Source organism: Pantoea rwandensis (assembly GCF_000759475.1).
Classification (GTDB): Bacteria; Pseudomonadota; Gammaproteobacteria; order Enterobacterales; family Enterobacteriaceae; genus Pantoea; species Pantoea rwandensis_B.
The window spans coordinates 1,982,833-2,001,012 of sequence record NZ_CP009454.1 but is presented as its reverse complement, the minus strand read 5'-3'; the positions used below and the strand labels follow the sequence as shown (position 1 = coordinate 2,001,012).

Here is an 18,180-nt window from a genome sequence, read left to right as displayed (position 1 = left end):
CGACTCAATCAGCTTGCATTGTCATAGCGACACAGATCACATATAACCCCATAGGCGGCGCATCGCCGCTAACGCGTTAATGAGGTCATCACATCATGCATCCACGATTTACTGCTGCTTTCTCCGCCCTGCCCGCTGACTTGCAAACTGCGATTCACTCCTTGCTGGATTCAGCTGATTTTAACGGCGTACTACGCCCACAGGATGTGGCGCGTCTGAAGCAGGAGACGGGGCTGGATGAGGATGCCTTAGCGCTGGCACTGTTGCCGATTGCGGCCTGTTGTGCGGTGGCACCGGTGTCTCATTTTAATGTGGGTGCCATTTCGCGTGGGGTGAGCGGTCACTGGTATTTCGGTGCCAACATGGAGTTTGAACATGCGCCGCTGCAACAAACCGTGCATGCGGAGCAAAGCGCCATCACGCACGCCTGGCTGCACGGCGAAGAGAAGCTGGATGCGATAACCGTTAACTACACGCCGTGCGGTCACTGTCGTCAGTTTATGAACGAGCTGAACAGCGGCACGGCGATCCGCATCAGTTTACCGGGGCGCGCGGTGAGTACGCTGGGTGATTATTTGCCCGATGCGTTTGGCCCTGTCGATCTGAATATCACTGAACGTCTGCTGACACCGATTCATCACGGCTTCGCTTCAGAAGGTGATGCATTACAGCAGGCGGCAATAGAAGCCGCGAACCAGAGTCACGCGCCATACAGCCACAGTTACAGTGGCGTGGCCTTGCGCAGCCAAAGCGGCAACCTGTTCACCGGACGCTATGCAGAAAACGCGGCCTTTAACCCGAGTTTGCCGCCATTGCAGGCTGCGCTAATTATGATGAACATGCGGAATGAAGCGCTGGATACCATCCAACAGGCTGTGCTGGTCGAATGTGAAGACAGTACATTGAGTCAGCGCGATGCCACTCGCGCCACGCTGGCGGCGCTGGGCTGTGAAGATTTCTCACTTACTTTAGTTTCGAAAACATCAGTTTAGTGATCCTTTCATCGCTTTTGTGACTTTCTATTAACAAAAGCTGTACATCTGCAAGAATCCTCATAGGATCGGGCGCCAGAACCACTTCACAAGAAACAGGTCTGGCGTTACCTTTTCCCGGTGACACGTCAGAAAACACTGCAACCGGAGCAAACACTGCATGGAACTCGACTACGAAAGTAAACGTCCGCTGTATATTCCTTACGCGGGTCCGATTCTGCTGGAATTTCCGCTGCTGAATAAAGGCAGCGCCTTCACCCTGGAAGAACGCAACGAATTCAATCTCAATGGCCTGTTACCCGAAGCCGTTGAAACCATCGAAGAGCAGGCAGAGCGTGCCTGGCGTCAGTTCCTGGATTTCAAAAACAATAACGACAAGCACGTCTATCTGCGCAACATCCAGGACACCAACGAAACGCTGTTCTACCGCCTGCTGGATAATCATCTGGAAGAGATGATGCCGATTATTTACACCCCAACCGTCGGCGCGGCCTGTGAACACTTCTCGGAAATTTATCGTCGTGCGCGCGGTGTTTTCATCTCGTATAACAACCGCGATCGCATTGAAGATATGCTGCAAAACGCCACTAAGCAGAATGTGAAAGTGATCGTGGTGACCGATGGCGAGCGTATTCTCGGCCTCGGCGACCTCGGCATCGGCGGTATGGGTATCCCAATCGGTAAGCTGTCCTTGTACACCGCCTGTGGCGGGATCAGCCCGGCGTATACCCTGCCTGTGGTGCTGGATGTGGGAACGAACAATCAGCAGCTGCTGAACGATCCGCTGTATATGGGCTGGCGCCATCCGCGTATTACCGGCGAAGAGTACGAAGCCTTCGTTGATGAGTTTATTCAGGCAGTGAAGCGCCGCTGGCCGAACGTGCTGCTGCAGTTTGAGGACTTCGCGCAGAAGAACGCCATGCCGCTGCTCGAGCGTTATCGCGATGAAGTATGCTGCTTTAACGATGATATTCAGGGCACCGCCGCTGTTACCGTGGGCACCCTGATCGCTGCCAGCCGTGCAGCGGGCAGCCGTTTGTGCGAGCAGAAAGTGGTGTTCCTCGGCGCGGGTTCCGCCGGCTGCGGTATCGCTGAGCAGATCGTCGCGCAGATGAAGTCCGAAGGTCTGAGCGACGACGAAGCGCGTTCCCGCGTGATGATGGTGGATCGCTTTGGTCTGTTGACCGACAAACTGCCTAATTTGCTCGATTTCCAGAGCAAACTGGTGCAGAAGAGTGAAAATCTGAAGAACTGGGATGTGACCAGCGATTCTATTTCACTGTTGGATGTGGTGCGCAACGCGAAGCCAGACATTCTGATTGGGGTGTCCGGCCAGCCGGGTCTGTTCACCGAAGAGATCATCCGCGAGATGCACAAGCACACCAAGCGTCCGATTGTGATGCCGCTGTCGAACCCAACCTCACGCGTTGAAGCCACACCAGCGGATATCATTTCCTGGACCGACGGTGAAGCGCTGGTCGCCACCGGCAGCCCATTTGCACCTGTGACCTGGAAAGGTAAAACCTACCCAATTGCGCAGTGCAATAACTCCTATATCTTCCCGGGTATTGGTTTGGGTGTGATTGCCGCCGGTGCCACTCGCATCACCGATTCGATGCTGATGACCGCCAGCCGTGCATTGGCCGACTGTTCACCGCTGGTGAACGATGGCGAAGGCCCGGTGCTGCCAGAATTGAAACACATTCAGGGCGTATCAAAGCTGATCGCCATGGAAGTGGGTAAAGCAGCGCAGTTGGCTGGTGTGGCCGTGGTCACTTCAGAAGATGTGCTGTCGAAAGCCGTGAACAACAACTTCTGGCTGCCGCAGTATCGTCATTATCGCCGCACTTCGATCTAATCAGCCAGCGCAGCCGGTGAATACAGTACCGGCTGCGCTTAAAATATCGCCAGCCAACCGGCGTAAACTTGCTTAGCGCCCCCACCTCAAGTAGCCTTTAGCCATCCTTTTTTTCGCCAACCGAGTGCTTACGCGCATGATTAAACGCGTTTTCTTTGGTCTGTTTTTCATCATCTTATTGATGGTGGCGACCGCGCTCGGCCTGGATCGCTGGATCAGTTGGAAAACCGCGCCCTTTATTTATGAAGATGTCACTTCGCTGCCGCATCGTCAGGTCGGGGTGGTCTTAGGCACGGCCAAGTATTACCGCACTGGCGTCATCAATCAGTATTACCTTTATCGCATTCAGGGTGCGCTCAACGCGTACAACAGCGGCAAGGTGAATTATCTGCTGTTAAGTGGTGACAACGCGCTGCAAAGCTATAACGAACCGATGACGATGCGTCGCGATCTCATCAAAGCTGGTGTTGATCCTGCCGATATCGTGCTCGACTATGCTGGGTTCCGCACGCTGGATTCAATCGTACGCACCCGCAAAGTGTTCGATACCAATGATTTCATCATCATTACGCAACGTTTCCACTGTGAACGCGCGCTTTACATCGCCCAGCACCTGGGGATACAGGCGCAGTGCTATGCCGTGCCGTCGCCTAAAAATATGCTGTCAGTACGTTTCCGTGAGGTCGGCGCACGTTTAGGCGCGCTGGCTGATTTGTATCTGATGAAACGCGAGCCTCGCTTCCTTGGGCCGCTGGTGCCGATTCCGGCGGTGCATGAAGTCCCAGAAGATGCGCAGAGCTATCCGGCGGTGACGCCTGAGCAGTTGCTGGATTTGGAAGAGAAGTTACAAAAGTAATGCTGCCAGAAGCTATTATTGTAACGCTTTGGGCTGCGAGGGTGACGCTGTCTGGTGGCGCTTAGGGCTGCGAGGGTGACGCTGTCTGGTGGCGCTTTGGGCTGCGAGGGTGACGCTGTCTGGTGGCGCTTTGGGCTGCGAGGGTGACGCTGTCTGGTGCCGCTTTGGGCTGCCACGGTGACGCTGTCTGGTGCCGCTTTGGGGGCTGGCGGTCCTCGCGCCGCTAACGCGGTGCCTTCACGCCGTTCGTCTGCCTTACGGAACGGCGGGGATGGCACATCCATGTGCCGCCCCGCCTTCCGCCCGCATCCCTGCGGGCTATCCTGGCATCCTCACTCTGTTCAGCGCTGCGAAATGCCTGCCCCCAAAGCGGCACCAGCCTGCTCCTGAACTTTGTTGCCTGCTGTTAAATAAGGGCAGGCAACTTCAAGCCTTAACCGCTCGGCTGCAAGGGCGTTGCTCGGATGCCATGCATTTGATCTAAAGGCAGACACATAGCTATTCCCATCTCTCTTTGCCACTGCAAAAACCCAATGTGTTAACCGAGCATCTGTTTGGAAAACGGGCACAACGTTTGAGGCCATAGCCCCTCTGCTGCTGCAAGGGCTATCCGCAGAAGCCGCATTGTTGTTAGAAAACAGGCACAACGCATGAGGCCATAGCCCTTTTGCTGCTGCAAGAGCTATCCGCAGAAGCCACATTGTTGTGAGAAATGGGCACAACGTTTGAGGCCATAGCCCCTCTGCTGCTGCAAGGGCTATCCGCAGCGCTGAGGCTTTTACGTTGGGCCAGGAGCCAGTCGCAGGGATGCGACTGGCAATTCAGGTTGGCCAGGACGGCCTTACCCGAACGGTCCGTCGGCACGACGTGGAAGCCGAAGGCACCGCGTCAGCGGCGCGAGGACTGCCCGGCAGCAGCAGAGGGGCTAAGGCCCACCCCGTACCCGCACCCGCCCTTCGCCCTTCGCCCTTCGCCCTTCGCAGTGTGCACAAATAAAAAGGCCACCATTCATAAAATGGCAGCCTTTTGCAGTGATGTTTTGCTGTGTGCTAAGTCTTATTTTTTACGTGCGTATTTCAGTGAATCCAATGCGACGGCGAAGATGATGATGCCGCCCTTGATGATGTATTGCCAGTAAGGGTTCACGCCGATATAAGTCAGACCGTAGTTGATAACGGTGAAGATAATCACACCGGTCACCACGCCTGCCACGGTACCCACGCCACCTGCAAATGACACGCCGCCAACCACGCAAGCCGCAATCGCATCCAGCTCATACATAAAGCCGAGGTTGTTAGTGGCACTGCCGATACGGCCCGCTTCCAGCATACCGCCGAAGGCGTAAAACACACCTGACAGCGCATAGACCAGAATCAGGTTCAGCGGCACGTTAACACCTGAAACACGTGCAGCCTCAGGGTTGCCACCGATAGCGAAAATGTTCTTACCGAAGCGCGTCTTATTCCACAGAATCCAGACGAAGATAATGGCGATAAACGCGTAGAAGGTGATGAATGACAGCTTAAAATCACCGAAACGCAAGAAGCCCTGGGCAAAGGTGGAGAAGCCAGAGTCAAAACCAGCAACCGGTGAAGCACCAACGAAGTCGTAATACAGCGAGTTGATGCCGTACACGATAATCATGGTGCCCAACGTGGTGATAAACGGTGTCACCTTCAGATAGGCAATGATCACGCCGTTCACCAGGCCAATCACTCCACCGATGATGCACACGGTCAGAATCACCAACGGAATCGGAACCGTGTCCAGATGTGGGAACACCTTGTTGGCATTATCCATCGATTGCAGCAAGGTAGCCGCCACCACCGCGGCCAGACCGACCTGGCGTCCGGCTGACAGGTCAGTACCCTGCGTCACGATCAATCCGGCCACGCCCAGTGCAATAATAATACGCACCGAAGATTGGGTCAGAATGTTACTCAGGTTCATCAAACTTAAAAACGTCGGATCCTGGAAAATAATAATTGCCAGCAGTACCAACAGGACAACGTAAATGCCGCCCTCTTTTAACCAGGTTAGCGCATTCTTTTTAGTAGTCGCTTTCATGTTAAAGCCCTTGCTTCATTAAAGGTGTAATGACGCTAAACGCAGGATTTCATTCTGCGAGGTCGTTTTGGTCTCGACAATGCCCGCTACCAGGCCATTACTCATCACTAAAATACGATCGGTAATTCCCAGCAATTCTGGCATTTCAGAAGAGATAATAATGATCCCCTTCTCTTTCTTCGCCAACTCAGAAATCAACTGATAAATTTCGAACTTAGCACCGACGTCAATACCGCGTGTCGGTTCATCCAGCATCAGAATTTCCGGCTGAGTTAATAACCAGCGACCAATAATAACTTTCTGCTGGTTACCACCGGAAAGCGAACCAATTTGCGTATGATGACCCGGCGTTTTCACGCGCATTGAATCAATCACCCACTGGGTATCACTCTTCATGCGCTTATTATCAAGCAAACCCATGCTGGATTTATATTTCTTAATATTGGAAATAAGCGAGTTAAAACCAATATCCAGATAGGCATAAATCCCGGTTGAACGACGCTCTTCCGTCACCAGCGCAAAACCGTGGTTAATGGCTTCATTCGCGCTGTGGTTATTGATCGCTTTGCCGTGCAATTTGATGGTACCGCCAGACTTCTCACGAATCCCAAACAGGGTTTCAACGATGTCAGTACGCTTCGCACCCACCAGGCCGGCAATGCCCAGAATCTCCCCTTTGCGCAGGTCAAAAGAGATATCGCGGATCGACGGTTGACGCAGCGAAGTTAAATGGCGCACCTCAAGAATGGTCTCACCCGGCACGTTGGTTTTGTCCGGGAAGCGCTGATTCAATGAACGACCAACCATCATGGCGATGATCTTATCCATATCCAGCCCTTCCAGCGGCTGGGTGGCAATCCATTGTCCATCACGCAAAATCGTAATCTCATCACACAGCTGGAAAATCTCTTCCATTTTGTGCGAGATATACACAATACCGCAGCCACGATCTTTCAGCTTACGGATAATAGTGAACAAGTGATTCACTTCTTTTTCGGTCAACGATGACGTCGGCTCATCCATAATGACGATTTTCGCGTCATAGGAAAATGCCTTGGCAATTTCAATCATCTGCATCTGCGAAACAGAAAGATTGGCCACTTTATCACGTGGATCGATATCAATATCTAATTCATCAAAGATCGCTTTGGTATCGCGATACATTTTATCCTGATCAACAAACACACCTTTGCGTGGATAGCGGCCAAGCCACATGTTATCCATCACGTTGCGCTGTAATACCAGGTTTAATTCCTGATGCACCATTGAAACGCCATTCTCCAGCGCTTCTTTGGAACTTTTATAATCAATCTCTTCACCCTGAAACAGGATGCTCCCCGTATCCTTTTTATAAATACCAAACAGGCATTTTAATAATGTGGATTTTCCGGCGCCGTTTTCGCCCATTAAGGCATGGACTGAGTGCGGCCGCACTTTCAAATTCACATTATCTAAGGCTTTCACCCCTGGAAATGATTTCGAGACATTCGTCATCTCCAGCAGATATTCACGCTGTGCGGTCGGATTCTCACTGGCCATAATTTACCTGGCTAAATAAAACGTGGGTCAGATGCAATAAGGCGCGGCGTAATGCCGCGCCCGGTACGTATTACTTCACAAACTGGGACAGGTTTTCTTTATCGACTGGTACGTAAGGAACACGTACGATTTTGTTTTCCATCTTGAAGGTCGTACCCGCAGTTGGCTCTTTGCCATCGGCCAGGTTCTTCGCGATATCAATGGTGGCTTTCGCCTGGTTTTCCGCATCGTTCAGCACGGTACCGGCCATCGCACCGGATTTCACCAGCGCCAGCGCTTCTGGCAGCGCATCCACACCAAATATCGGAATGCTGGTTTTGTTGTGGGCTTTCAGGGCTTCGACTGCGCCCATTGCCATCGCATCGTTGTTAGCAATGATCACTTCAATTTTGTTGCCGTTCGGGCCAGACAGCCAGGCATCAACTTTATCTTTTGCCTGCGCGGTATCCCACATCGCGGTATCCATCGCCAGCTGCTGAGTTTTGAAACCATCGGTGTTCAGGGTTTCGATCACGTATTTGGTACGCGCTTCAGCATCCGGGTGGCCCGGCTCGCCTTTCAGCAGCGCAAACTGAATCTGACCATCTTTGTTCAGATCCCAGGCTGGAGTCGCTTTCCAGTGCTTCTCAATCAGTTTGGCCTGGATGATGCCTGACTCTTTAGAGTCGGTACCCACGTAGTAGGCTTTCGGGTAGCTGGCCAGCACTTTGGCGTTCGGCTCTTTGTTGAAGAACACTACTGGCACATCATTCGCTTTCGCTTTGTCGATCACCACTGCCGCTGCAGCAGGGTCAACCAGGTTGATTGCCAGCGCTTTCACGCCTTTGGCCATCAGTACGTCAATCTGGTCGTTCTGGGTAGACTGGCTGTTCTGCGAGTCATTCATCAGCAGCTGGATGCCGCCCAGTTTTTTGGCTTCGCTATCGATGTCTTTGCGAACCATAGACATAAAGTTGTCGTCGTATTTATAAATTGTCACGCCAATGCGGGTATCAGCGGCGTGCGCAGTTGCACCAAACATCATGCTGGCAACCAGTGCTGTGAGCGTGAAAACCTTCTTATTCATGGTATCTCCGGTTTTTTATGTAGGGCATATCATCGCGCTGTGCTACCTGCGGGCAACCAGCGCAGTCGGTTCAAACTCATTTATGGGGCGGACGCGTAACGCAAAGCCGGGCCACCATCGCTATCCTGACTTCCCTGTACGTAAACGCTTCCTGAAGAGTGTTGTGAACTATTTCAATCGGCTACTGAAACCTGACCGGAGAAGGAAAACCCGGCGTTACATGATGTTTCAGTCCGGTAAGACGCTGCCATCATAGTGAGCGCCATGTTAATTAACTGTGAATGTAATCACAGATTGGAAACGGTTACACAGCGCTATCGCCCGAATTAGTGACCGACTCCACAATTTGCCGCTGAGCGACCGAATGGCGGCGTACCAGGGTCGGCATAAAGCAGTGGGTGGCATCAGGATCGAGTTCTCCGGCTGCGCCCTTTAGCGCCAGCTCCGTGGCTAATTTCGCCATAGAAACAATAGGATAGCGTACAGTTGTCAGCTGTGGGTCTGTGTAACGCGAGATGGGAATATCATCAAAGCCGATGACGGAGAAGTGCTGTGGCACCTGAATACCATTGTCTTTCAATGCGGTTAGGGCACCGGCGGCCATGCCGTCACAGTAGGAGAAGATGGCGGTTAAATGCAGGTTACGACCCAATAACTCCACCATCGCTGCTTCACCGCCCTGCATATCCGGTTCACCATGGGCAATCCAGGACTCCTGCGGGCGAATTCCCTGCTCTGACAGGGCCTGCAGCCAGCCTTCGCGGCGTTGTGTGACATCTTCAATCGGGTGGCTGGAACTAAGATAGCCAATGCGTTGATGACCCTGTTGTAACAACATGCGCGTTGCCATCAGAGATCCCGTTACATTATCGAGGCAGACACAGCGATGCTCATAGCCCGGAATAGTGCGGTTTATCAACACCATACCCGGAACCTGGTCCATAAAATGCGTCAATTCAGCGTCTGAAAGCGTTTTCGCGTGGACCACTAAAGCGTTACATCGTTGGCGGATCAGCACCTCAATAGCATGGCGCTCTTTCTCTTCCTGGTGCCAGGAATTGCTGATCAATACGTGTTTGTGAACACGCTGGGCTACGGTATCTACTGCTTTCACTAATGCGCCAAAGAAGGGATCGGATACGTCCATCACCACCACGCCGATGGTGTCACTGACCTGGGTGGCCAGTGCCTGCGCATTGGCGTTAGGGCGATAACCCAACGCTTCCACCGCCTGTAGCACGGCTTCGCGGGTATCAGGGGTAACTGCACTGCTGTTATTGAGCACACGCGACACGGTGGCTACTGATACACCGGCCTGACGGGCGACATCTCGAATCGTTATCATGCAGCTGTTCCACAGAGGAGAAAATGCGCGACAAGCGCGTAACGGCGCTATTTTGTCAGGGCATTTTGTTCAGCTGCGTGAATCACGTCACACGGATGAAAACGGTTACATACAAATCTGCAACCTTTGTGATGAACATCATTATCTGATGCGGGAGGAAGGCTCCGTCTTACCAGCGGCGAGACGCGTGAGTTTGCGCCAAATCCACTCCATCGGCCCCTGCGGGAAAAAGCGCAGCCAGAGCACTGAAAACAGGATATTAACCAACCAGATAACCGGGACCAGTGCCAGCAAATGCAGGCGATCAAACTTGAGGAACAGATTGAAACGGTAGAACAGCGTGGTACAGATCAAGGTCTGCAGCAGATAGTTACTGAGCGCCATGCGGCCAACGCATTGCAGCGCATAGCTGAAACGCGTGACACCAATTTGCGGCCAGAAGCCAAAGCAGAGCGCCGCATAACCGAGGCTGATAAACGGGCTGGCAAGATCGCGCGGCACCTGCAACAAAAAGCCGCTCCAGCGGAATTCCCAGCCCAGCAACCACTGCGCCACAATGCCGGGGATGGCAATCAGCCAGCCGATCGTCAGCAGCAGCGCGGCCGAGCGGCGATAGTGCTGCACGCTGAACTCCCCTTTCAGCCAGCCGCTGCGCATCAACGCCGCGCCAATCAGCATCAGTCCCGCCAGCTGCCAGCCGTACTGCGCGGCGAGTGCCATCAGGCTGGAGGAAAGATGATCAAGACGGTTCTGAATCGCCTCCCAGCCGCCGACCAGTTTCCAGTAGCTTTCATACTCGATATCGGCGGCACCCGGCAGCCACGATCGCCCCGGTTCAGGACTGGAAATGCTCCAGAACACCAACAGCACGCCGCAACCAATCAGGTAGAGCAACACGCCAGTTTGCAGCAAAGCTTTGTCGGAGGGCACTTCACGCAGCATCCGCCAGATAATCAGCCCGGTCAGACCATAATCCAGCAGGATATCCCCTTCCCAGAAGAAGATGCTGTGAATGAAACCCAGCAGCACCAGTAACGTCAGGCGCGCCGACATCCAGCGACTGCCGCGTGGGATTTGCAAATACAGCCCGCCGCCGAACAGCAGCGCAAACAGCGTGAGGAATTTCAGCTGCGCCAGGCCATCCATCATCGCCCAGGTCCAGGCATCGGAAAATGAAACAGCGCCCTGCCACGCCGGGTTGAGATAGGCTGCCGAAGGCAAGCCAAACCCTACGATATTGAGCAACAGAATGCCGAGAATGGCGCAACCACGAATGAAATCCAGCGCAAGATAGCGTTGCATCGAGTGACCTGAAGGAGAGAAAACGGGCGGCAATAAGCCGCCCAAAGGATTAGCTGTGACGCACCGCGCGTAAGAACTCCTGGCGCGTATTCTGGCTGGACTTGAACAACCCACCCAGCGATGTGGTGGTGGTGGCACTGGTGGCATCTTGCACGCCACGCGCTTTCACACAGTAGTGCACCGCATCAATCGACACCGCCACGTTGTTGGTGCCAAGCAACGTTTGCAGCGCCACCAGCACTTGCTGGGTCAGACGCTCTTGCACCTGTGGCCGCTGGGCAAAGAACTGCACAATGCGGTTGATCTTCGACAGACCAATCACTTTCTCTTTCGGGATGTAAGCGACGGTGGCTTTTCCGTCGATAATCACGAAATGGTGCTCACAGGTGCTGGTCAGGGTGATATCACGCACGGTGACCATCTCATCGACCTTCATCTTGTTCTCGATGACGGTGATTTTCGGGAAGTTGGCGTAATCAAGGCCAGAGAAGATCTCGTCCACGTACATCTTGGCGATGCGATGTGGCGTCTCCATCAGGCTGTCATCTTCCAGATCCAGATTCAGCAGCTGCATGATTTGGGTCATATGACCGGCGATTTCACGCTTGCGGGTTTCGTCATCCATTTCGCGCACCGGGGCGCGTAACGGCGTTTCCAGGCCACGCGCCAGCAGCGCTTCGTGAACCAGGGCGGCTTCCTGACTTAAGGTGCTCATCGTACTCTTTCTCCGGCAGGTGATGCGCCCGCAGATCGTCGCCTGCGGGGGAAATTCTGAGCGCGTATTGTGAAACACAACGCGCGCGTAATCCAGCAATCAATCCAATCGGAGATGAAAGCTTTTCATGGTGCCGAACGGCGCAGCACCAGTAAGCCTGCCAGAATCAGCGCGCCACCGGCGACCCACAAGGCCGGATCGAGGCGGTGCCACAGCAAGCTGGAGATCCATGACAGCAGCGGCCCGCCTAATTGCCCAACCGCGTAGCCGGTAGTCAGCAGCCCGGCCAGATAGCGCGCGTGATGCGGCGCCAGCTCACGGCCGTATTGCAGCGTCAGTTGCACCACGCATAAGAACCCGCCGCCGACTAACAGCGCGCTAATTAACAGTCCATCCAACCCTGGCAGGACAATCGCGGAGATGACGCCCAAAGCCTGCGCCCAGAGCACCACTGCCAGTCGCAGATGGCTGCTGCCCCAGCGCCGCGTCAAAATGCCGAGCACGATGCCAATCACCGCCGCGCCGCCAAACACCGGCCAGACAAACTGCGCCAGCGCACTGTCCGGGAAACGCGCGGCGGTCATCTGCGACAAGAAGGTTGCGGGCAGAATGTAGCCGAAGCCCGCCAGGCTGTAGCTCAGCACCAGGCGTTTCAGATTACCATTGAGCACCAGCGGCGCAGGTGCCTGATCGGGTCGATGTAACTGCCCGCTGCGCGGTAAAAAGCGCGCAATGGCAGCGATAAACAGCAACGCCAGCAGGCCATAAGCCGCCCAGCCTAATGCCGCGCTGGCACCACTGGCATGCAGCGCCACCGCCAGCATACCGCTGAGGAATATGCCGGTGCCCGGTCCGGCAAACACCGCCGCCGACAAGCCCGGTCGCCCATGATGCAGCAGCTGCTCGTTGCTCCACGCGGCGATCAGTACCATCGCCCAGCCGCTGGCACCGCCAATCACGAAGCGGATCAAGCCGTGCAGCCACGGCCCGCTGACGCAGGCAGACAGCAGCGTCAGGATCACCGCGCCCCAGACACCCAGTTGCAAACGCCACTCCACACGCTGGTGAGCACGCATGGCATCGAAGGAGCCACACAGGTAACCAAGATAGTTGAGCGCCGCCACCAGACTGGCGCTGGTCAGGGTAAGCTGATGGTCCTGAATCATCAGCGGCACCTGCGGGGTGAAAGCAAATCGCCCAATCCCCATGGCAACCACTAAACTTAAAAACGCGCTCAGCGCGACACGAAACGCCATTCCCACTCCCGTTCAGATTCTTTTAGCACTTGTTATTAGCATGCATGACGATTACACTCACGAAAAGTGAATAATATTAACCAAGTTGTTTACGGAAAGAGAATATGGATTTAGTACAACTCCGCATGTTCTGTTCTGTGGCCGAAACCGGTTCGCTGGCGCGCGCCGCGGAGCTATTGCATCGCGTGCCCTCCAATCTCACCACCCGTTTGCGCCAGCTGGAAGAAGAGATTGGCGTCGACCTGTTTATCCGTGAGAAGCAGCGTATTCGACTGTCGCCAATGGGCCACAATTTCCTGAATTATGCTCAGCGCATCCTCAGCCTGAGCGATGAGGCGCTGAATATGGCCCGTGCCGGGGAACCGGGCGGGAACTTTGCCTTCGGTTCGATGGAGAGCACCGCCGCGACCCGTCTGCCCGGCCTGCTGGCGGCTTATCATCAACGATTTCCCAACGTGGCGCTATCGCTGGTCACCGGCACCTCGGGCGACATCATCGATAAAGTGCGCGCCGGTACGCTGGCGGCCGCGCTGGTGGATGGCCCTGCCACCCATGACGATCTCAATGGCTGCATCGCCTTTCGTGAGGAAATGGTGCTGATCACCAGTCTCGATCACGACCCGATTACCAGCGCCCGCGACACGCAGCATGACACTTTGTTTGCCTTTGGTAACAGCTGTTCGTATCGCACCAAACTGGAGTCCTGGTATCGCGAAAGCCAGACCTCACCGAAAAGCGTGATGGAGATTCAGTCTTATCACGCCATGGTGGCGTGTGTGGCAGGCGGCGCGGGTGTGGCGATGATTCCGGCGTCGGTGCTGACGCAAATGCCCGGCCGCGCCCGCGTGCAGGAACATGCTCTGCCACCCGCTTATCGCGATACCGCCACCTGGCTGATGTGGCGACGCGACGCCTTCACGCCCAACGTGGAAGCGCTGAAATATTTGATTATTGAAATGTTTGACGACCGCCCACTTAACGATGAGTTGCTGCACCCGCTGCAAACCGCTGAGTGAGTTTTTAATTTTAAGTAAATCACGACATCTGAAGAAGAGGGATTGCATGAACATGATTAAAACCCGCGCTGCCGTTGCCTGGGCAGCGGGCGAACCGCTGAAAATCGAAGAAGTGGATCTGATGCCACCGCAGAAAGGTGAAGTGTTAGTGCGCATCGTCGCCACCGGCGTATGCCACACCGATGCTTATACCCTGTCAGGTAAAGATCCTGAAGGCGTGTTCCCGGCAATCCTCGGTCACGAAGGCGGTGGCGTGGTGGAAGCCGTGGGCGAAGGCGTGACCAGTGTGGCGGTGGGCGATCACGTGATCCCGCTTTACACCCCAGAGTGTGGCAAATGTAAGTTCTGTCTGTCAGGTAAAACCAACCTGTGTCAGGCCATCCGCTCTACCCAGGGTAAAGGTTTAATGCCAGACGGCACCACCCGTTTCTTCAAAGACGGTCAGCCGATCTTCCACTACATGGGCACCTCAACCTTCTCTGAGTACACCGTGGTACCGGAAATCTCACTGGCTGTGATCAGCAAAGAAGCGCCTCTGGAAGAAGTGTGCCTGCTGGGCTGCGGCGTGACCACCGGCATGGGTGCTGTGATGAATACCGCCAAGGTGAAAGAAGGCGATACCGTGGCGATCTTTGGCCTCGGCGGCATTGGTTTGTCGGCGATCATTGGCGCGAAGATGGCGAAAGCCGGTCGCATCATCGGTATCGATCTCAACACCAGCAAGTTCGACCTGGCGCGCAAACTGGGTGCCACCGATCTGATCAACCCGAAAGATTACGATAAGCCGATTCAGGATGTGATTGTTGAACTGACCGACGGCGGCGTGGACTTCTCCTTTGAATGCATCGGAAACGTCAACGTGATGCGTTCCGCGCTTGAGTGCTGCCATAAAGGCTGGGGCGAGTCTGTGATTATCGGCGTGGCCGGTGCCGGTGAAGAGATCGCCACGCGCCCGTTCCAGCTGGTGACCGGACGCGTTTGGCGCGGTTCAGCGTTTGGTGGCGTGAAAGGTCGTACCCAGCTGCCGGGCATCGTGCAGGATTATCTGGACGGCAAGTTCGCGCTGAACGATTTCATCACCCACACCATGCCGCTGGAAGAGATTAACGACGCCTTTGATCTGATGCACGAAGGGAAATCTATTCGTTCGGTTGTGCATTTTAACAAGTAAAAAGGAGGCGTTATGGCATCCACTCTGGAACTGCTGGAAGAACATCGTATCTTCGGCGGCTGGCAGCAGCGCTGGCGTCATCAGTCGGCGGTGCTGAACTGCCCGATGACCTTCAGCATTTTCCTGCCGCCACCGCAGGCTGACACGCCGCCGCCGGTGGTGTGGTTTCTCGCCGGACTGACCTGTAGCGACGAGAATTTCACCACCAAAGCCGGTGCACAGCGTGTTGCCGCTGAGCTGGGTCTGGTGCTGATAATGCCGGACACCAGTCCGCGCGGTGACGAAGTGGCCAATGACAGTGGTTACGATCTCGGTCAGGGCGCAGGTTTCTACCTCAACGCCACGCAGCAACCCTGGGCGGCGCACTATCGTATGTTCGATTATCTCAGTGAAGAGTTGCCAGCCCTGGTGGCGGGCAACTTCAAGGTGAGCGATCGTCAGTCGGTAATGGGCCATTCGATGGGCGGCCATGGCGCGCTGGTGCTGGCGTTGCGTCAGGGTGGCCGTTTTGCTTCGGCTTCCGCGTTCGCACCGATTGTGAATCCAACTGAAGTACCGTGGGGACAAAAAGCGTTCAGCGCCTATCTGGGTGAAGATCGCCAGACGTGGCGCGAATGGGACAGTTGTTTGCTGATGCGCGAAGTGGAACAGCGTTTGCCGATTCTGATCGATCAGGGGGATAGCGATCAGTTCCTCGCCGATCAGTTACGTCCGGAGCGCCTTGAAGCAGTAGCGCGTGAGCAGGGTTTCCCGCTGGAGCTGCGTGTACAGCCGGGTTACGACCACAGCTACTTCTTTATCGCCAGCTTTGTCGAGGACCATCTGCGGTTCCACGCGAAGCATCTGTTGGTATAAATCACGCCAGTTGATGTAGATAACAGTAAGGGCGCACCCGGTGCGCCCTTTTTGGCTATGGCTGACGGCAATTGGCTAAAAACCGCACCGACATTCACCCTCGGCCTTTCCTGATGTTGAGCCTTAGCGTCCTATCCGGCGTTTAGACCAGCGATTCCGCCACTAAACCATCAATCATCACCTGCGGCATGCCCTGCGAGCAGTGTTCAATACGCCCGCGCACGCCATACACCTGCGCCAGCGTGTCCGGCGTGATCACCTGCGACGGCTCGCCGTCAGCCAGCAGAGTGCCCTCTTTCAGCATCAAAGCATGATCGGCATGACGCAGTGCGATGTTGATATCATGCACCACCACTACCGTGACGATATTGCGCAGGCGGGTTTCGCGGCGCACCAAATCCATCACATGGAACTGGTAATTAAGATCGAGCGCACTCAGCGGCTCATCCAGCAGCAGCAGTTCAGGACGGCGAATCAGCGATTGCGCCAGGCCCACCAGCTGTTTCTGACCACCAGACAGCTGATCCAGATAACGCATCGCCAGATGAGCAATACCCAACTGTTCCAGCAAGTGCATGATCTCGGCTTCACTCGACGCGCTGTGCAAGCCACCGGACGCACGCTGCGCCACGATAATCGATTCCAGCACATGCAGATGCACGCCCGCCGGTAAGCTTTGCGGCAGATATACCACGCGCTGCGCACGGCGTGCAAACGGCTGGGTCATTAACTCTTCGCCGTTCAGCCACAGTTCGCCCTGCCCTTTGTTCAGGCCGGCCAGCGCACGCAACAGCGTCGATTTACCGCAGCCGTTCGGGCCCAGCAGCACGGTGATTTTTCCGCGCGGCAGTGCCGGGACGTTGAGATCTTCAATGACTTTACGCTTCGGATAACCGGCGTAGAAATGGCTGAGACGTAAACCCTGTTCCATTACACCGTCCCCCGATGACGCAGAATGATACTCAGGAAGAAAGGTACACCGACCAGCGAGGTCACAATCCCGACGGGGATGATCACCCCTGGAATCAGGTTCTTCGACGCCACAGAGGCCAGTGACAGCACCAGCGCACCGACCAGCGCACTGGCTGGCAGATAGTAGCGATGATCTTCACCAAACATCATGCGGGCAATGTGCGGTGCCACCAAGCCGATAAAACCAATCGGGCCAACAAAGGCCACCGCCAGTGCGGAGAGGATACTGATGCGCAGCAGCGTGGCCAGACGCAAGCGACGCACATCGATGCCGAAACTCACGGCACGATCTTCGCCGAGGCGCAGCGCGGTCAGTTTCCAGCTGCTGAGCATCGAGAACGGGATCAGGATGGCGAAAGCCGCCGTGAGCACGCCGAGTTTTTCCCACGAGGCGCGCGCCAGGCTGCCCATGGTCCAGAACACCAGACCCTGCAAGGTATCTTCACTGGCGATGAACTGCATCATCGAGACCAGGGCGTTAAAGGTGAACACCAGTGCGATGCCGAACAGCACCACGCCCGACGTCGACACTTTGGTCCAGCGCGTCACGCCATCCAGCATTAACGCCGCAAACAGCGCAAACACAAAAGCGTTCGCCGAGATAAACCATTGGTCCGGCACGCCGGGAATACCGATGCCGAGAATAATCGCCAGCGCCGCGCCGAAAGCGGCCGCAGAAGAGACGCCAAGCGTAAATGGACTCGCCAATGGGTTATTGAGGATGGTTTGCATCTCAGCCCCGGCCAGACCGAGCGAGAAGCCGACCACCACCGCCATCAGCGCATACGGCAGACGAATATCCCAGACAATCACACGCGTGCCCGCATCCACCGCATCAGGATGAGTGAGCGTTTGCCACAGAGTGTCGAGGGAGAGCCCCGCCGGGCCGAGGGTGAAATCAAGAATCACTGACGCCAGAATCGCCAGTACCAGTACGCCAATCAGCATCAGGCGCTGACGTAATACCTGACGATAGCGCGTCATGGTATCGGCTTCGCGGTGATTTTCCGCCAGCAGCGCGGAATCCGTGGTCTGCATTGTTCTACCTGTTTCTTATCGAAATCATAACGGCAGCCACAATAGTGCAGGTGATAATAATTATCAATTATATCTGTATGACAAAGCCCAAAACGTTGTAACACGGTTCATCTTTGGCAAAAAAAACGCCGC

Annotated in this window: 15 protein-coding genes; 6 read left to right on the top strand and 9 right to left on the bottom strand. The window is 55.2% G+C overall.

Annotated elements, in window-relative coordinates:
• Positions 1-95 precede the first annotated feature (95 nt).
• The 3 genes from cdd to sanA all read left to right on the top strand — a co-directional run bounded on the left by cdd (position 96) and on the right by sanA (position 3,706).
• Positions 96-992 (top strand): cytidine deaminase, encoded by an 897-nt coding sequence (gene cdd, locus LH22_RS09140; RefSeq protein WP_038645871.1) that lies wholly within the window; start codon positions 96-98, stop codon positions 990-992.
• 160 nt (positions 993-1,152) lie between these two features.
• Entirely contained in the window at positions 1,153-2,850 is a 1,698-nt protein-coding gene (locus LH22_RS09135; RefSeq protein ID WP_038645869.1) for an NAD-dependent malic enzyme, read from the top strand.
• 136 nt (positions 2,851-2,986) lie between these two features.
• Positions 2,987-3,706, top strand: coding sequence for an outer membrane permeability protein SanA (sanA, locus tag LH22_RS09130; protein WP_034824903.1), 720 nt, complete (start codon positions 2,987-2,989; stop codon positions 3,704-3,706).
• A gap of 1,056 nt (positions 3,707-4,762) precedes the next feature.
• Here sanA and mglC read toward each other — a convergent pair.
• The 7 genes from mglC to LH22_RS09095 all read right to left on the bottom strand — a co-directional run bounded on the left by mglC (position 4,763) and on the right by LH22_RS09095 (position 12,996).
• Positions 4,763-5,773, bottom strand: a complete 1,011-nt coding sequence (gene mglC / locus LH22_RS09125) for a galactose/methyl galactoside ABC transporter permease MglC (RefSeq protein ID WP_038645867.1) — start codon at positions 5,771-5,773, stop codon at positions 4,763-4,765.
• A gap of 18 nt (positions 5,774-5,791) precedes the next feature.
• Positions 5,792-7,312: a galactose/methyl galactoside ABC transporter ATP-binding protein MglA gene (gene mglA, locus LH22_RS09120; RefSeq protein ID WP_034824907.1), complete on the bottom strand. Its 1,521-nt coding sequence runs from the start codon at positions 7,310-7,312 to the stop codon at positions 5,792-5,794.
• 70 nt (positions 7,313-7,382) lie between these two features.
• The gene (gene mglB, locus LH22_RS09115) at positions 7,383-8,378 is read right to left on the bottom strand and encodes a galactose/glucose ABC transporter substrate-binding protein MglB (protein ID WP_038645864.1); all 996 of its coding nucleotides are present in this window, start codon (positions 8,376-8,378) and stop codon (positions 7,383-7,385) included.
• A 304-nt stretch (positions 8,379-8,682) separates the two neighbouring features.
• Positions 8,683-9,723: an HTH-type transcriptional regulator GalS gene (galS, locus tag LH22_RS09110; protein ID WP_038645861.1), complete on the bottom strand. Its 1,041-nt coding sequence runs from the start codon at positions 9,721-9,723 to the stop codon at positions 8,683-8,685.
• Between the two features lie 141 nt (positions 9,724-9,864).
• Positions 9,865-11,025 carry a DUF418 domain-containing protein YeiB gene (gene yeiB, locus LH22_RS09105; protein ID WP_038645858.1) on the bottom strand — a complete coding sequence of 387 codons (1,161 nt, stop codon included), beginning with the start codon at positions 11,023-11,025 and terminating at the stop codon, positions 9,865-9,867.
• Positions 11,026-11,074: 49 nt separating this feature from the next.
• Positions 11,075-11,740 carry a GTP cyclohydrolase I FolE gene (gene folE / locus LH22_RS09100; RefSeq protein WP_038645856.1) on the bottom strand — a complete coding sequence of 222 codons (666 nt, stop codon included), beginning with the start codon at positions 11,738-11,740 and terminating at the stop codon, positions 11,075-11,077.
• 125 nt (positions 11,741-11,865) lie between these two features.
• The gene (locus tag LH22_RS09095; RefSeq protein ID WP_038645853.1) at positions 11,866-12,996 is read right to left on the bottom strand and encodes a YbfB/YjiJ family MFS transporter; all 1,131 of its coding nucleotides are present in this window, start codon (positions 12,994-12,996) and stop codon (positions 11,866-11,868) included.
• A gap of 104 nt (positions 12,997-13,100) precedes the next feature.
• Here LH22_RS09095 and ptrR point away from each other — a divergent pair, with 104 nt between their 5' ends.
• The 3 genes from ptrR to fghA are packed head-to-tail and all read left to right on the top strand — an operon-like array spanning position 13,101 to position 16,038.
• A complete protein-coding gene (ptrR, locus tag LH22_RS09090; protein WP_038645851.1) occupies positions 13,101-14,012 on the top strand; it encodes a putrescine utilization regulator PtrR in 912 nt (303 codons plus the stop codon).
• A gap of 46 nt (positions 14,013-14,058) precedes the next feature.
• The gene (locus LH22_RS09085) at positions 14,059-15,183 is read left to right on the top strand and encodes an S-(hydroxymethyl)glutathione dehydrogenase/class III alcohol dehydrogenase (protein ID WP_038645848.1); all 1,125 of its coding nucleotides are present in this window, start codon (positions 14,059-14,061) and stop codon (positions 15,181-15,183) included.
• A gap of 12 nt (positions 15,184-15,195) precedes the next feature.
• A complete protein-coding gene (fghA, locus tag LH22_RS09080; protein WP_038645846.1) occupies positions 15,196-16,038 on the top strand; it encodes an S-formylglutathione hydrolase in 843 nt (280 codons plus the stop codon).
• 142 nt (positions 16,039-16,180) lie between these two features.
• On the opposite strand, the gene LH22_RS09075 is transcribed toward fghA, so the two are convergent.
• Together LH22_RS09075 and LH22_RS09070 are read right to left on the bottom strand one after the other, a co-directional pair.
• Positions 16,181-16,969 carry an ABC transporter ATP-binding protein gene (locus tag LH22_RS09075; RefSeq protein ID WP_038645843.1) on the bottom strand — a complete coding sequence of 263 codons (789 nt, stop codon included), beginning with the start codon at positions 16,967-16,969 and terminating at the stop codon, positions 16,181-16,183.
• On the bottom strand, positions 16,969-18,048 hold the full coding sequence (locus tag LH22_RS09070; RefSeq protein ID WP_038645841.1) for a FecCD family ABC transporter permease: 1,080 nt from the start codon (positions 18,046-18,048) through the stop codon (positions 16,969-16,971). Before LH22_RS09070 ends, LH22_RS09075 begins: the two co-directional genes overlap by 1 nt.
• Between the last annotated feature and the right edge of the window lie 132 nt (positions 18,049-18,180).

Excerpts from the sequence above, each read along its gene's own strand:
- cdd (WP_038645871.1), top strand. The coding sequence starts at position 96 with ATGCATCCACGATTTACTGCTGCTTTCTCCGCCCTGCCCGCTGACTTG.
- LH22_RS09135 (WP_038645869.1), top strand. The coding sequence starts at position 1,153 with ATGGAACTCGACTACGAAAGTAAACGTCCGCTGTATATTCCTTACGCG.
- sanA (WP_034824903.1), top strand. The coding sequence starts at position 2,987 with ATGATTAAACGCGTTTTCTTTGGTCTGTTTTTCATCATCTTATTGATG.
- mglC (WP_038645867.1), bottom strand. The coding sequence starts at position 5,773 with ATGAAAGCGACTACTAAAAAGAATGCGCTAACCTGGTTAAAAGAGGGC.
- mglA (WP_034824907.1), bottom strand. The coding sequence starts at position 7,312 with ATGGCCAGTGAGAATCCGACCGCACAGCGTGAATATCTGCTGGAGATG.
- mglB (WP_038645864.1), bottom strand. The coding sequence starts at position 8,378 with ATGAATAAGAAGGTTTTCACGCTCACAGCACTGGTTGCCAGCATGATG.
- galS (WP_038645861.1), bottom strand. The coding sequence starts at position 9,723 with ATGATAACGATTCGAGATGTCGCCCGTCAGGCCGGTGTATCAGTAGCC.
- yeiB (WP_038645858.1), bottom strand. The coding sequence starts at position 11,025 with ATGCAACGCTATCTTGCGCTGGATTTCATTCGTGGTTGCGCCATTCTC.
- folE (WP_038645856.1), bottom strand. The coding sequence starts at position 11,740 with ATGAGCACCTTAAGTCAGGAAGCCGCCCTGGTTCACGAAGCGCTGCTG.
- LH22_RS09095 (WP_038645853.1), bottom strand. The coding sequence starts at position 12,996 with ATGGCGTTTCGTGTCGCGCTGAGCGCGTTTTTAAGTTTAGTGGTTGCC.
- ptrR (WP_038645851.1), top strand. The coding sequence starts at position 13,101 with ATGGATTTAGTACAACTCCGCATGTTCTGTTCTGTGGCCGAAACCGGT.
- LH22_RS09085 (WP_038645848.1), top strand. The coding sequence starts at position 14,059 with ATGAACATGATTAAAACCCGCGCTGCCGTTGCCTGGGCAGCGGGCGAA.
- fghA (WP_038645846.1), top strand. The coding sequence starts at position 15,196 with ATGGCATCCACTCTGGAACTGCTGGAAGAACATCGTATCTTCGGCGGC.
- LH22_RS09075 (WP_038645843.1), bottom strand. The coding sequence starts at position 16,969 with ATGGAACAGGGTTTACGTCTCAGCCATTTCTACGCCGGTTATCCGAAG.
- LH22_RS09070 (WP_038645841.1), bottom strand. The coding sequence starts at position 18,048 with ATGCAGACCACGGATTCCGCGCTGCTGGCGGAAAATCACCGCGAAGCC.